The following is a 13020-nucleotide window of genomic DNA, read 5'->3' on the forward strand; positions in this document are numbered from 1 at the left end:
CCGAAGCACGGCACGGCTCGCGACACGCATCGTGCGCCTCCTGTGCGCCCTATGTCGCCACAGAACCTTCCTTCGATAGGCTGTACCGAACCCGCCCCGCCGCATATGCCGCGGTGCTGTTGCCGTTGATGCCGCTGCGGCCCACGGGTCTTCGTACTCCTCGCACCACCCCCGTACCCCCTGTAGAACCACGACCCCCCGACCTCGCACAACACGCGACAACCACGTCGTCAGATCCAAGGAGAGTCATCGAGCGATGGCCGGTCCCGCGTTCCGCGCCGCCGCCGTCCGGGTGCGCGTTCCCGCCACCAGCGCCAACCTCGGCCCGGGCTTCGACGCCCTCGGCCTGTCGCTGGGGCTGTACGACGACGTCGTCGTCCGGGTCGCCGACTCCGGGCTGCACATCGACATCGCCGGAGAGGGCGCCGAGACCCTCCCGCGCGACGAGAGCCATCTGCTCGTACGCTCCATGCGCACGGCCTTCGACCTGCTCGGCGGCCAGCCGCGCGGCCTGGAGGTCGTCTGCGCCAACCGCATCCCGCACGGCCGGGGCCTCGGCTCCTCCTCCGCCGCCATCTGCGCCGGCATCGTCGCCGCCCGCGCCGTGACCATAGGCGGCGACGCCAGGCTCGACGACGCGGCGCTGCTGGAGCTCGCCACCGAGATCGAGGGCCACCCGGACAACGTGGCCGCCTGTCTGCTCGGCGGTTTCACGCTCGCCTGGATGGAGGGCGGCGCCGCCCGGGCGATCAGGATGAACCCGTCGGATTCCATCGTTCCGGTGGTTTTCGTCCCCGCGAAGCCCGTCCTCACCGAGACCGCCCGCGGCCTGCTGCCGCGCACCGTCCCCCACGTGGACGCCGCGGTCAACGCCGGCCGTGCCGCGCTGCTCGTCGAGGCCCTGACCAGGCGCCCCGAGCTGCTGCTGGCCGCCACCGAGGACCGCCTCCACCAGGAGTACCGGGCTCCCGCGATGCCGGAGAGCATCGCACTTGTGAACCGACTGCGCGCGGACGGCGTTCCCGCGGTCATCTCCGGTGCGGGTCCCACGGTGCTCGCGCTGGCCGAGGGCGGCGCGGCGGACAAGGTCGCGCGGCTGGCGGGCGAGGGCTGGGCGGCCAACCGGCTGGCCCTCGACGCCTCGGGCGCGAGCGTCCTGCCGCTCGCCCCGTAGTACACGGTTGCCGGTGTTGGAGAGGGGGAATGTTTGTTGGAGCCGGTAGTGTTAACCTCGAGTCTGCACCCGACGTCTTTGTGGCGTGGTGCTGAGTGTCCCCATCCGGGACCACCATTCTTCCGGGAGCCTCCTCCACTGCCTGAGCAGCCTGCCTGAGCAGTTTCGAGCACGCTCCGGAACCGGCGCGCGACACCCCTCGCTTTTCCCAGGAGCGGGCCGAGCAGGGGGCCTCGGGCCGGACCCAAGCACGTTCCTCTTCTCCGCCGTACCCGGCGGGACCACCGCCCCGACTCGGTCCACCGATCAAGGACCGTTGTCGGACAGCACAACCGGTCGCCGAGCCAGAAGGCCGACGTCCGCTCCAGGGAAGGACCCTTCGTGAGCGACACCACCGATCTGATGGGCGTGACTGCCGACAACAGTGTCGACACCGCCGCGCCCGCCGCAGGTGCTGCCACTGGCACCACGTCACGGCGCCGCCGCTCCGGCACCGGCCTCGACGGCATGGTCCTGGCCGAGCTGCAGCAGGTCGCGTCCGGCCTCGGCATCAGGGGCACCGCGCGCATGCGCAAGAGCCAGCTGATCGAGGTCATCAAGGAGGCGCAGGCCGGAGGCGGTGCCTCCGCGCCCAAGACCGCCGACGCGGCAGGTGCCGCCGAGACGAAGCCCAAGCGTCGCGCCACCTCCAAGGCCCGCACGGGCGAGGACGCCTCCGGCAAGGCCGACAAGGGCATCGACAAGGCCGCCGAGAAGGCCGACAAGGCCGTGGCGCAGCAGCAGATCGAGATCCCCGGCCAGCCCTCCCCGAAGCTTTCGGCCCCGGCCGAGCAGGGCGGCGCCTCCGGTGACGACCAGCCCGCCGGCGAGCGCCGCCGCCGTCGCGCCACCGCCCCCGCCGGCAGCCCCGAGGGCGACGTCCGGACCGAGGTCCGCGCCGACGTCCGTACGGAGGCGAAGACCGACACCCGGGCCGACGGCCAGCCCGAGACCAAGGGCGACGCGTCCGCCGACACCGCCGAGGGCAGCCGCCGCGACCGCCAGCGCGACCGCGGCGACCGCGGCGAGCGTGGTGACCGCGGCGAACGCCGGGACCGCCAGCGTGACCGTCAGCGGGACCGCGGCGGCAAGGGCGACGACCAGCAGGGCGGCGGCCAGCGTCAGCAGCGCCAGGGCGGCCAGCAGGGCGGCCAGACCGGCCCGCAGGACGACTTCGACGACGAGGGCGGCCGCCGCGGCCGCCGTGGCCGCTACCGCGACCGTCGTGGCCGCCGTGGCCGCGACGACTTCCAGGCCGGCGAGCCGCAGGTCTCCGAGGACGACGTCCTGATCCCGGTCGCGGGCATCCTGGACATCCTCGACAACTACGCGTTCATCCGGACCTCCGGCTACCTGCCCGGCCCGAACGACGTGTACGTCTCCCTCGCCCAGGTCCGCAAGAACGGCCTGCGCAAGGGTGACCACATCACCGGCGCCGTACGCCAGCCGAAGGAGGGCGAGCGCCGCGAGAAGTTCAACGCGCTGGTCCGTCTGGACTCGGCCAACGGCATGGCCGCCGACTCCGGCCGGGGCCGCCCCGAGTTCAACAAGCTGACCCCGCTCTACCCGCAGGACCGTCTCCGTCTGGAGACCGACCCGGGTGTGCTGACCACGCGGATCATCGACCTCGTGTCGCCGATCGGCAAGGGGCAGCGAGGCCTGATCGTGGCCCCGCCGAAGACCGGCAAGACCATGATCATGCAGGCGGTCGCCAACGCGATCACCACGAACAACCCCGAGTGCCACCTGATGGTCGTCCTCGTCGACGAGCGTCCGGAAGAGGTCACCGACATGCAGCGGTCGGTCAAGGGCGAGGTCATCTCCTCGACCTTCGACCGTCCGGCCGAGGACCACACCACCGTCGCCGAGCTGGCCATCGAGCGCGCCAAGCGCCTGGTGGAGCTGGGTCACGACGTGGTCGTCCTGCTCGACTCGATCACCCGCCTGGGCCGCGCGTACAACCTCGCGGCGCCCGCCTCCGGCCGCATCCTCTCCGGTGGTGTCGACTCGACCGCGCTCTACCCGCCGAAGCGCTTCTTCGGTGCCGCGCGCAACATCGAGGACGGCGGCTCGCTGACCATCCTGGCCACCGCGCTGGTCGACACCGGCTCGCGCATGGACGAGGTGATCTTCGAGGAGTTCAAGGGCACCGGCAACATGGAGCTCAAGCTCGACCGGAAGCTCGCCGACAAGCGCATCTTCCCGGCGGTGGACGTCGACGCGTCCGGCACCCGCAAGGAGGAGATCCTGCTGGGCAGCGACGAGCTCGCCATCGTCTGGAAGCTGCGCCGGGTGCTGCACGCGCTCGACCAGCAGCAGGCGATCGAGCTGCTGCTCGACAAGATGAAGCAGACGAAGTCGAACGCCGAATTCCTGCTCCAGATCCAGAAGACGACCCCGTCGGCCGGCAACGGCAACGACTGACGTCGTATCAGGAGGCCCTCCCGGTCACTTCGGTGACGGGGAGGGCCTTTTTCACGCCTTTTCACGGGATTCTCACCCACCGCTGGTCAACCAACACTTGACAGGCGTAGCATCCTCCCATCGACGTGGGGGGATTCCGCCGCGCAGTCCGAGCCGAGGCCAGGGGGGTTTTCCGGCTCACTGCCCGTGTAGCAGTCACGCCCCGCCACCGTCATGGATTCTTCCGGCGTTGCGGTCGCGCTCCGCCGGGTCGACCCAAGGGGTTTACTCAGTGCAGATAGGCACGCGCGGCGGCCGTCACCGGCGCCGTATGACACTGGCACTGCCGGCCGCCGCCGCAGTCGTCGCCCTGGTGGGGGCCGGTATCGCCGTCACGAACTCCGACTCGGCGGAAGCAGGCGAGGCGCCTCGCATCAGCGCGCTGCCGTCGCAGTCGGACACGGTTCCGCAGGAGGAACTGGCCCAGCGCGCGGCCGACGCGATGGCGGCCGACGCCAAGAGCCCGCGATCCCTGGTGAAGCAGCCGGACGCCTCCGTGGAGAGCGCGCCCAGCGCCCGCATCATCGGCGGGCAGGAGACCTCCATCTCCACCGCGCCGTGGATGGCGCAGCTGCACTTCAAGGACAGCACCGGCGCCGGCTACTTCTGCGGCGGTGCCGTGATCGCCCCGACCAAGGTCCTCACCGCGGCCCACTGCGTCAAGGGCATCAAGTGGTACGCGGTCGGCAGCATCATCGTGGGCACCGACCAGTTGCCGACGGGTACGGACCTCCACGGAGGCAAGGCGTACAACGTCAGCCGCCAGTGGCACCACCCGTCGTACAACGAGTACACGCTCGACAACGACGTGGCCGTCCTGACCTTGGCCGCCCCCACCACCGTCAAGCCGCTGCCGCTGGCGCAGCCGACGGACTCCGCGCTCTACCAGGCCGGTCTGGACGGCAAGGTGTACGGCTGGGGCCGCACCAGCTCCACGGAGCCCAACAGCGCCTCGCAGACCCTGAAGGTCGCGGACGCCGACGTCGTGTCCGACACGAACTGCGCAACCGCCTACAGCGAGGGCTTCGTCAGGGGCCACATGCTGTGCGCCGGTGCCGCGCCGACCGGCAGTGACGCGACGAGCGAGACCACCTGCAACGGTGACTCCGGCGGCCCCCTCGTGGTGGGCGGCAAGCTGGTCGGCGTCGTCTCCTGGGGTGATGTCGACTGCTCCGCACAGGGCAAGTACGGCGTCTACGCGAAGGTCTCCACCTACTCGGCGCCGGTCCAGGCGCGTGTCGCCGACTCCAACCTGAGCGGCGACCACACCGCCGACCTGCTGGCACGACGTGCGTCGGACGGCACGCTGTTCGGCTGGACCTCGAAGGTCACCTCGCTGAGCCGGACCTACAACCTCGGCAAGCCCACCGGCGTGAACATGATCACGCAGGACGACCTCAACCAAGACGGTCTTCAGGACCTGCTCTACCGGTTCAGTGACGGTGAGGTCTACTGGTCGTACAGCGACACCGCCGACCCCAAGCTCATCGCCAAGGGCTGGAGCAAGCACAAGGCCATCCTGCTCCCCGGTGACGTCACGGGCGACGAGCTGCCCGACATGATCGCCGTCGACTCGACCGGCACCATGCGCATCTACCCCGGCAAGGGCAATGGCGCCTTCGCCGCCCCCGTCGCCGTGGGCTCGGGCTGGGGCTCCTACACGATGGTCCGCGGCCACGGCGACTTCACCAACGACGGCAAGGCGGACATCTTCGCCCGCGCGAAGGACGGCAAGACCTACCTCTACAAGGGCACCGGCGTCGCCACCAAGCCGTGGGCCGCGCCCGTCCTCGTCGGGGCCTTCGGCTCCATGAACGCGCTCGCCACCACCGGTGACGTCAACAGTGACGGCGTCGCCGACGTCCTCGCCCGCGACACGGCCGGCAAGCTCTGGCTGTACCCGGGCAACGGCAGGGGCGGTTTCCTCGCCCGCAAGGACTTCGGCACCGGCTGGCAGGCGTACAACCTGTTCGGCTGACGTCCGGCGCGCCCTTTCCCGGTCGGTGCCCATCGCCTCTCAGGCGGTGGGCACCTTCCGTTTTCCCGGGGAAGCTCAATAAGCGCTCAGATCTTGCACGAGACCCACCACCGAGCCGATGAATGGTGCTTCCATGTGCCTGAGCCCGGCATGATCGTCACGCATTCCGTGCGCGAGATGCCGCCCCGGTGATGCGAGCCGGGGGAACGAACAACGGGGGATGAGAATGAGTCTTCGGCCGTCCGCGGGGGTGCGGTTCGCCCGTCCTGGCATCGCGTGCCTCCTGGCCCTGTCGTGCCTTGTGGCCGCGGGCTGTGCCGGGGGACCGGAGAAGGCGCCCGGGACGCTCACCGGCAGGGCTCTCGACGGGGGGAACCACTCCTCGGGAACCGTCGGGTACGAGCACGCCGCCGTCGGGGACGTTTTCTGGTACGCGATTCCCGTGCCCACCAACATGTCCGACGACGACGTGGAAATCGTGGGGGCGGAAATCCTGGACGTCCCCGGCGGTGTGGAAATCGACCGGTACGGCGCCTACAGCCTGGACGACACCGACGGTATTCCTCTGCTCGTCAAGGAGGGCGACCCGCATTCCCCCCGCTTCCGTGAGCTGAGGGACCACTCCCCCCGGGGCTTCACGGTGCAGGCTAAGACGGTCAGCGAGGTCGTCTACATGGCCCGGCTCCGGATCACCGGCCCCGTGCGGCGGGACGCGACGTCGTGCAGGTACGACTACCGGCAGGGCGACTGGCGGTTCAGCCAGACCCTCAGGTGCTCCTTCGCCCTGCGCCTGAAGGCGTGACACCCCGGTCCGGTGGGATCTCCGTCACGCCGTGGCGGGGGTCGGGGCCGTCCGCGTCCTGCTGAGCGGGGCGGCGAAACCGCTGGTCGGTGGGCGTCCGGGTGCGCCGGGCGGCCGTGCGGCACGCGCGGGGCGCCCTGAGGGGCCTTTTACCCGGCCGTGCAACCCTTTGGGCCGCTTCCCCGTCTGACAGGCCACACAGTGCCTGATCACCACAGCTGGGGGTAGCGGAACCAGCGAGGACTGAGGAGAACATGGCCGAGCAGGGCAGCAGGACCAGCCGAATACGCGCCACCGGACGCCGCCGCATCCAGCGGGGCAAGGGACGCAAGGCGTTCACCGTCGCCGCCTGGTCCGCCGCCGGGCTGGTCGCGGTGGGCGGGTGCGGGTTCGGGTACGTGTACTTCACGCTCAACGGCAACATCGAGAGCGTCGACATCAACGCCCAGTTGCGCGACGACGAGCGTCCGCAGGACGTCGACAACGGCTCCATGGACATCCTGGTCCTGGGCTCCGACTCCCGCTCCGGCGCCAACGGCGCGTACGGCAGGGACGAGGGCGCCGCCCGCTCCGACACCGCGATGGTCCTGCACCTGTACGAGGGCCACAAGAAGGCCAGCGTCGTCTCCCTGCCCCGCGACACGATCGTCGAGCGCCCCGACTGCACCGACAAGTCCGGCGCGAAGGTGGCCGGCCGGCACAAGGCCATGTTCAACACGGCGTACGAGGTCGGCGGCCCGGCCTGCGCGGTGAAGACGGTCGAGAAGATGTCCGGCATCCGCATGGACCACTACATCGAGGTCGACTTCACCGGCTTCAAGAAGCTGATCGACGAGCTCGGCGGCGTGGAGATCACCACCACCCGGCCGATCGACGACAAGAGCAGCCACCTCGCCCTCCCCGCCGGCACCCACACCCTCGGCGGCGAGCAGGCCCTCGGCCTCGTACGCACCCGCAAGGGCGTCGGCGACGGCAGCGACCTCGGGCGCATACAGCTCCAGCAGGCGTTCATGAAGGCCTTCATCGAGCAGGCCAAGAGCGTCGGCGTCTTCAGCAGCCCCAAGAAGCTGTGGAACCTCGCCGACACCGCCACCAAGGCGATCACGCCCGACTCCGAGCTCGACTCCGTCAAGGAGCTCGCCGACTTCGCGGGCGGCCTGGGGCAGCTCGGCGCCGACGACGTCCACATGGTCACGCTCCCGGTCCAGTACGACCCCGCCGACCTCAACCGCGTCATCCCCCTCCAGGCCCAGTCCCAGCAGGTCTGGGCGGCCCTCAAGGCGGACCGGCCGATCCCCGCCGCCGCCACCGCGGACACCGCGAAGGGGCAGGCCGACGGGCTGGTCAGATAGCCCGGAATAGATCCGGGCACCCCCTGGTTTTGGGAGATACGGCCGGTCCTGGCAGACTGGTACGTCGGCCCCGGTTCACGCACGCGCAGCCCGCGCGGGCGACCCGGCGCCCTCCCGAAACTAGGAGACACCTTGAAGCGCGACATCCACCCCGAGTACGTCGAGACGCAGGTCAGCTGCACCTGTGGCGCGTCGTTCACCACCCGTAGCACGATCCAGGGCGGCACCATCCGTGCCGAGGTCTGCTCCGAGTGCCACCCGTTCTACACGGGCAAGCAGAAGATCCTCGACACCGGTGGCCGTGTGGCCCGCTTCGAGGCCCGCTTCGGCAAGAAGGCTGCCGGCTCCTCCAAGTAGCGAGCCACTGCGCCGGTCTCCGGTCGCCCCGCGTCGCCGGGGTGGCCGGGACCGGCGCTTTGCCGTCTTCCACAGCAGCCACATCCGCGAAACCAGGAGCCCCCGATGTTCGAGGCGGTCGAGGAACTGATCGGCGAGCACGCCGATCTCGAGAAGAAGCTTGCCGACCCTTCGGTCCACGCCGATCAGGCCAACGCCCGCAAGCTCAACAAGCGCTACGCCGAGCTGACCCCGATCGTCGGCACGTACCGCTCCTGGAAGCAGACCGGCGAGGACATCGAGACCGCCCGCGAGTACGCGCAGGTCGACCCCGACTTCGCCGCCGAGGTCAAGGATCTGGAGAAGCAGCGCGAGGAGCTGACCGACAAGCTGCGGCTGCTGCTCGTCCCGCGCGACCCCAGCGACGACAAGGACGTCATCCTGGAGATCAAGGCGGGCGCGGGCGGCGACGAGTCCGCCCTGTTCGCCGGCGACCTGCTGCGCATGTACCTCCGGTACGCCGAGCGCGTCGGCTGGAAGACCGAGATCATCGACGCCACCGAGTCCGAGCTCGGCGGCTACAAGGACGTCCAGGTCGCCGTGAAGACCAAGGGCGGCCAGGGCGCGACCGAGCCCGGCCAGGGTGTCTGGGCCCGCCTGAAGTACGAGGGCGGCGTGCACCGCGTGCAGCGCGTGCCGGCCACCGAGTCGCAGGGCCGCATCCACACCTCCGCCGCCGGTGTCCTCGTGACGCCCGAGGCCGAGGAGATCGACGTCGAGATCCACGCCAACGACCTGCGCATCGACGTGTACCGGTCCTCCGGCCCCGGCGGCCAGTCCGTCAACACCACCGACTCCGCCGTACGCATCACCCACCTGCCGACCGGCATCGTCGCCTCCTGCCAGAACGAGAAGAGCCAGCTCCAGAACAAGGAGCAGGCCATGCGTATCCTGCGGTCCAGGCTGCTCGCCGCGGCCCAGGAGGAGGCGGAGAAGAACGCCGCCGACGCGCGCCGCAGCCAGGTGCGCACCGTCGACCGGTCCGAGAAGATCCGGACGTACAACTTCCCGGAAAACCGGATCTCGGACCACCGCGTCGGCTTCAAGGCGTACAACTTGGACCAGGTGCTCGACGGGGAGCTCGACGCGGTGATCCAGGCGTGTGTCGACGCCGACTCCGCCGCCAAGCTCGCCGCCGCCCAGTAAGACCCGACACCCGCACAGCCCGGAGGACCAGCGTGCAGCAACATTTTGGGGGGCGACCCCCAAGCCCCCGCAGTGTGCTGCTTGCCGAGGTGGCCCAGGCCACCCAGCGGCTGGCCGACGCCGGCGTGCCGTCACCCCGCTTCGACGCCGAGGAGCTCGCCGCGTTCGTGCACGGCGTCAAGCGGGGGGAACTGCACAACGTCAAGGACGCGGACTTCGACGCCCGCTACTGGGAGGCCATCGCGCGCCGGGAGGCCCGCGAGCCGCTCCAGCACATCACCGGGCGGGCGTTCTTCCGGTACCTGGAGCTCCAGGTCGGACCCGGCGTCTTCGTGCCGCGCCCCGAGACCGAGTCGGTCGTCGGGTGGGCCATAGACGCCGTACGGGCGATGGACGTCGTCGAACCGCTGATCGTCGATCTCTGCTCCGGCTCCGGCGCCATCGCGCTCGCCATGGCCCAGGAGGTGCCGCGCTCCCGCGTGCACGCCGTGGAGCTGTCCGAGGACGCCCTGGTGTGGACGCGCAAGAACGCCGAGGGATCCAGGGTCACCGTCCACCAGGGCGACGCCCTGACGGCCCTCCCCGAGCTGGACGGCCAGGTCGACCTGGTCATCTCCAACCCCCCGTACATCCCCCTCACCGAGTGGGAGTACGTCGCGCCCGAGGCCCGCGACCACGACCCGGAGATGGCGCTCTTCTCCGGCGAGGACGGCCTCGACACCATCCGCGGCATCGAGCGCACCGCCCACCGTCTGCTGCGCCCCGGCGGCCTCGTCGTCGTCGAGCACGCCGACACCCAGGGCGGCCAGGTGCCGTGGATCTTCAACGAGGAGGCCGGCTGGGCGGACGCCGCCGACCACCCCGACCTGAACAACCGCCCGCGCTTCGCGACCGCGCGCAAGGCGACCCCATGACGAAGCACGTGTACGAGGAGGCCCGCACCATGGCTCGGCGATACGACTGCAACGACGCGACCGACCGCACGACCGGCCTCCGTGAGGCCGCGTCCGCCGTCCGCCGCGGCGAGCTCGTCGTGCTGCCCACCGACACCGTGTACGGGATCGGTGCGGACGCCTTCAGCGCGGAGGCCGTCGCCGACCTGCTGGAGGCCAAGGGACGCGGCCGCAACATGCCCACGCCCGTCCTGATCGGCTCCCCGAACACGCTGCACGGCCTGGTCACGGACTTTTCCGAGCAGGCCTGGGAGCTCGTCGACGCCTTCTGGCCGGGGGCCCTGACGCTGGTCGCCACGCACCAGCCGTCGCTCCAGTGGGACCTCGGCGACACCCGCGGCACCGTGGCCGTCCGCATGCCCCTGCACCCGGTCGCCATCGAGCTGCTCACCGAGGTCGGCCCGATGGCCGTCTCGTCCGCCAACCTCACCGGCCACCCGGCGCCCGAGGACTGCGACGCCGCGCAGGGCATGCTCGGCGACTCCGTGTCGGTGTACCTGGACGGCGGCCCGACGCCCGGCATCGTCCCGTCGTCGATCGTCGACGTCACCGGCAAGGTCCCGGTCCTGCTGCGCGCCGGCGCCCTGTCCGTCGACGAGCTGCGCAAGGTGGTACCCGACCTCGAGGTGGCCAATTGACCGCCCCTGAGGGGCGTGGCATAGGCACGGACCACTCGTTCCGCATCCTCCACGTCAGCACCGGCAACGTCTGCCGCTCGCCGATCACCGAGCGGCTGACCCGCCATGCCCTGTGCGACCGCCTGGGCGACCCCCTGGGCGGCGGCCTGATCGTGGAGAGCGCCGGCACCTGGGGCCACGAGGGTGCCCCCATGGAGGCCAACGCCGAGCTCGTCCTCGCCGACTTCGGCGCGGACGCGAGCGGCTTCGTCGGCCGCGAGCTGCTCGACGAGCACGTCATCCGCGCCGACCTGGTCCTGACGGCGACCCGCGACCACCGCGCCCAGGTCATCTCGATGGGCCATTCGGCCGGGCTGCGCACGTTCACGCTGAAGGAGTTCACCCGGCTCGTACGGGCGATAGATCCGGCCACCCTGCCCGACCCCCTGAGCGACGGCATGGCCGAGCGCGCCCGCGCCCTGGTCCGCGCCGCCGCCGCGCTGCGCGGGTGGCTCCTGGCGCCCAGCGCGGAAGCCGACGAGGTCAACGACCCGTACGGCGCGCCCATCACGTTCTTCCGCTCCATCGGCGACGAGATCCAGCAGGCCCTGGACCCGGTCGTCACCGCCCTGACGGGCGTCCCCACCCGCCGGTAGCCGCGCCCCGGCGCCGGGCCCGCCCGGGACCCGCGGCCCTGACGGGGGAACCGGGGCGGCGCCGGCGGGGCGCGGGGGGCGGGGCGGGCCTACATTGGGTGTGACGGGGCCCGCCCACGCCTGGAGCCACTGATGCCGGTCACCGCTGCTGCCGCCGATGTGCGCGCGTCGAACGCGTACGGGGCGGATGCCGACGTCCTGCGACGGCAGGACCCCGAGATCGCCGACGTCCTGGCGGGGGAGGGGCGCCGGCAGGCCGACAGCCTCCAGCTCATCGCCGCCGAGAACTTCGTCTCGCCCGCCGTGCTCGCCGCGCTCGGGTCGCCGCTCGCCAACAAGTACGCCGAGGGCTACCCCGGCGCCCGGTACCACGGCGGCTGCGAGTACGTGGACACCGCCGAACGGATCGCCGTCCAGCGGGCCACCGCGCTCTTCGGGGCCGACCACGCGAACGTGCAGGCCCACTCGGGCTCCTCGGCCGTCCTGGCCGCGTACGCGGCCCTGCTGCGGCCCGGGGACACCGTGCTGGCCATGGGGCTGGCGTACGGGGGGCACCTGACGCACGGATCGACGGCCAACTTCTCCGGCCGCTGGTTCGACTTCGTCCCCTACGGCGTGGACGCCGAGTCCGGGCTCATCGACCACGAGCAGGTGCGGCTGCTGGCGCACGAGCACCGCCCGAAGGCGATCGTGTGTGGCTCGATCTCGTACCCCCGGCACATCGATTACGCCGCGTTCCGGGAGATCGCCGACGAGGTGGGGGCCTGCCTCATCGCCGACGCCGCCCACCCGATCGGACTGGTGGCCGGCGGGGCCGCGCCCAACCCCGTCCCGTACGCCGACGTCGTCTGCGCGACCACGCACAAGGTGCTGCGCGGACCGCGCGGCGGCATGCTGCTGTGCGGCGCCGAGCTCGCCGAGCGCATCGACCGGGCGGTGTTCCCGTTCACGCAGGGCGGCGCCCAGATGCACACCATCGCCGCCAAGGCGGTCGCCTTCGGGGAGGCGGCGACGCCGGCGTTCACCGCGTACGCCCACCAGGTGGTGGCCAACGCGCGCGCCCTCGCCGGCGCGCTCGCCCGCGAGGGCTTCGCCGTCACCACCGGTGGCACCGACACCCACCTGATCACCGCCGACCCGGCGCCCCTGGGCCTCGACGGCCGGATCGCCAGGTCCCGTCTCGCGGCCGCCGGGATCGTGCTGGACACGTGCGCCCTGCCGTACGGGGACGGGCGCGGGATCCGGCTCGGTACGGCCGCGGTGACGACCCAGGGGATGGTGCCGGCCGACATGGAACGGATCGCCGCGCTGTTCACGGCGGCGCTGCGGGAGGACCCGGAAGCGGCCGGGAAGGTCCGGGCCGAGGTGCGGGAACTGGCCGACCGATATCCACCGTATCGGGGGTAGAAGGACAGGCGTGCAACCGCCGGCGGCACCCGTGTGT

11 protein-coding genes are annotated in these 13020 nt (G+C 71.3%); all 11 read left to right on the forward strand.

Translation table 11 applies throughout. The features are described from left to right. Positions 1 to 256 precede the first annotated feature (256 nt). The 11 genes from thrB to ACZ7LK_RS09660 all read left to right on the forward strand — a co-directional run bounded on the left by thrB (position 257) and on the right by ACZ7LK_RS09660 (position 12983). Positions 257 to 1174, forward strand: coding sequence for a homoserine kinase (gene thrB / locus ACZ7LK_RS09610; RefSeq protein WP_392272015.1), 918 nt, complete (start codon positions 257 to 259; stop codon positions 1172 to 1174). A 381-nt stretch (positions 1175 to 1555) separates the two neighbouring features. Continuing rightward, positions 1556 to 3637, forward strand: a complete 2082-nt coding sequence (gene rho, locus ACZ7LK_RS09615) for a transcription termination factor Rho (protein ID WP_471139349.1) — start codon at positions 1556 to 1558, stop codon at positions 3635 to 3637. Positions 3638 to 3947: 310 nt separating this feature from the next. Continuing rightward, a complete protein-coding gene (locus ACZ7LK_RS09620; protein WP_471139351.1) occupies positions 3948 to 5654 on the forward strand; it encodes a trypsin-like serine protease in 1707 nt (568 codons plus the stop codon). A gap of 226 nt (positions 5655 to 5880) precedes the next feature. After that, positions 5881 to 6456 (forward strand): hypothetical protein, encoded by a 576-nt coding sequence (locus ACZ7LK_RS09625; RefSeq protein WP_471139353.1) that lies wholly within the window; start codon positions 5881 to 5883, stop codon positions 6454 to 6456. 254 nt (positions 6457 to 6710) lie between these two features. Then, positions 6711 to 7808 carry an LCP family protein gene (locus ACZ7LK_RS09630; RefSeq protein WP_471139355.1) on the forward strand — a complete coding sequence of 366 codons (1098 nt, stop codon included), beginning with the start codon at positions 6711 to 6713 and terminating at the stop codon, positions 7806 to 7808. A 132-nt stretch (positions 7809 to 7940) separates the two neighbouring features. Further along, a complete protein-coding gene (rpmE, locus tag ACZ7LK_RS09635) occupies positions 7941 to 8165 on the forward strand; it encodes a 50S ribosomal protein L31 (protein ID WP_392272010.1) in 225 nt (74 codons plus the stop codon). A 105-nt stretch (positions 8166 to 8270) separates the two neighbouring features. Further along, the gene (gene prfA, locus ACZ7LK_RS09640) at positions 8271 to 9350 is read left to right on the forward strand and encodes a peptide chain release factor 1 (RefSeq protein WP_392272009.1); all 1080 of its coding nucleotides are present in this window, start codon (positions 8271 to 8273) and stop codon (positions 9348 to 9350) included. A 32-nt stretch (positions 9351 to 9382) separates the two neighbouring features. Next, positions 9383 to 10264 carry a peptide chain release factor N(5)-glutamine methyltransferase gene (gene prmC / locus ACZ7LK_RS09645; protein ID WP_179166411.1) on the forward strand — a complete coding sequence of 294 codons (882 nt, stop codon included), beginning with the start codon at positions 9383 to 9385 and terminating at the stop codon, positions 10262 to 10264. 29 nt (positions 10265 to 10293) lie between these two features. Further along, entirely contained in the window at positions 10294 to 10941 is a 648-nt protein-coding gene (locus ACZ7LK_RS09650) for an L-threonylcarbamoyladenylate synthase (protein WP_392272667.1), read from the forward strand. Further along, positions 10938 to 11576: an arsenate reductase/protein-tyrosine-phosphatase family protein gene (locus ACZ7LK_RS09655; RefSeq protein ID WP_392272008.1), complete on the forward strand. Its 639-nt coding sequence runs from the start codon at positions 10938 to 10940 to the stop codon at positions 11574 to 11576. The genes ACZ7LK_RS09650 and ACZ7LK_RS09655 overlap by 4 nt, the downstream gene beginning before the upstream one ends. A 132-nt stretch (positions 11577 to 11708) precedes the next feature. Further along, complete coding sequence (locus ACZ7LK_RS09660; protein WP_392272007.1) at positions 11709 to 12983, forward strand: serine hydroxymethyltransferase; 1275 nt, start codon at positions 11709 to 11711, stop codon at positions 12981 to 12983. The last annotated feature ends 37 nt before the right edge of the window (positions 12984 to 13020 follow it).

Source organism: Streptomyces sp. NPDC039423, assembly GCF_055598725.1.

Excerpts from the sequence above, each read along its gene's own strand:
- ACZ7LK_RS09625 (WP_471139353.1), top strand. The coding sequence starts at position 5,881 with ATGAGTCTTCGGCCGTCCGCGGGGGTGCGGTTCGCCCGTCCTGGCATC.
- ACZ7LK_RS09630 (WP_471139355.1), top strand. The coding sequence starts at position 6,711 with ATGGCCGAGCAGGGCAGCAGGACCAGCCGAATACGCGCCACCGGACGC.
- ACZ7LK_RS09620 (WP_471139351.1), top strand. The coding sequence starts at position 3,948 with ATGACACTGGCACTGCCGGCCGCCGCCGCAGTCGTCGCCCTGGTGGGG.
- ACZ7LK_RS09650 (WP_392272667.1), top strand. The coding sequence starts at position 10,294 with ATGGCTCGGCGATACGACTGCAACGACGCGACCGACCGCACGACCGGC.
- ACZ7LK_RS09660 (WP_392272007.1), top strand. The coding sequence starts at position 11,709 with ATGCCGGTCACCGCTGCTGCCGCCGATGTGCGCGCGTCGAACGCGTAC.
- prfA (WP_392272009.1), top strand. The coding sequence starts at position 8,271 with ATGTTCGAGGCGGTCGAGGAACTGATCGGCGAGCACGCCGATCTCGAG.
- thrB (WP_392272015.1), top strand. The coding sequence starts at position 257 with ATGGCCGGTCCCGCGTTCCGCGCCGCCGCCGTCCGGGTGCGCGTTCCC.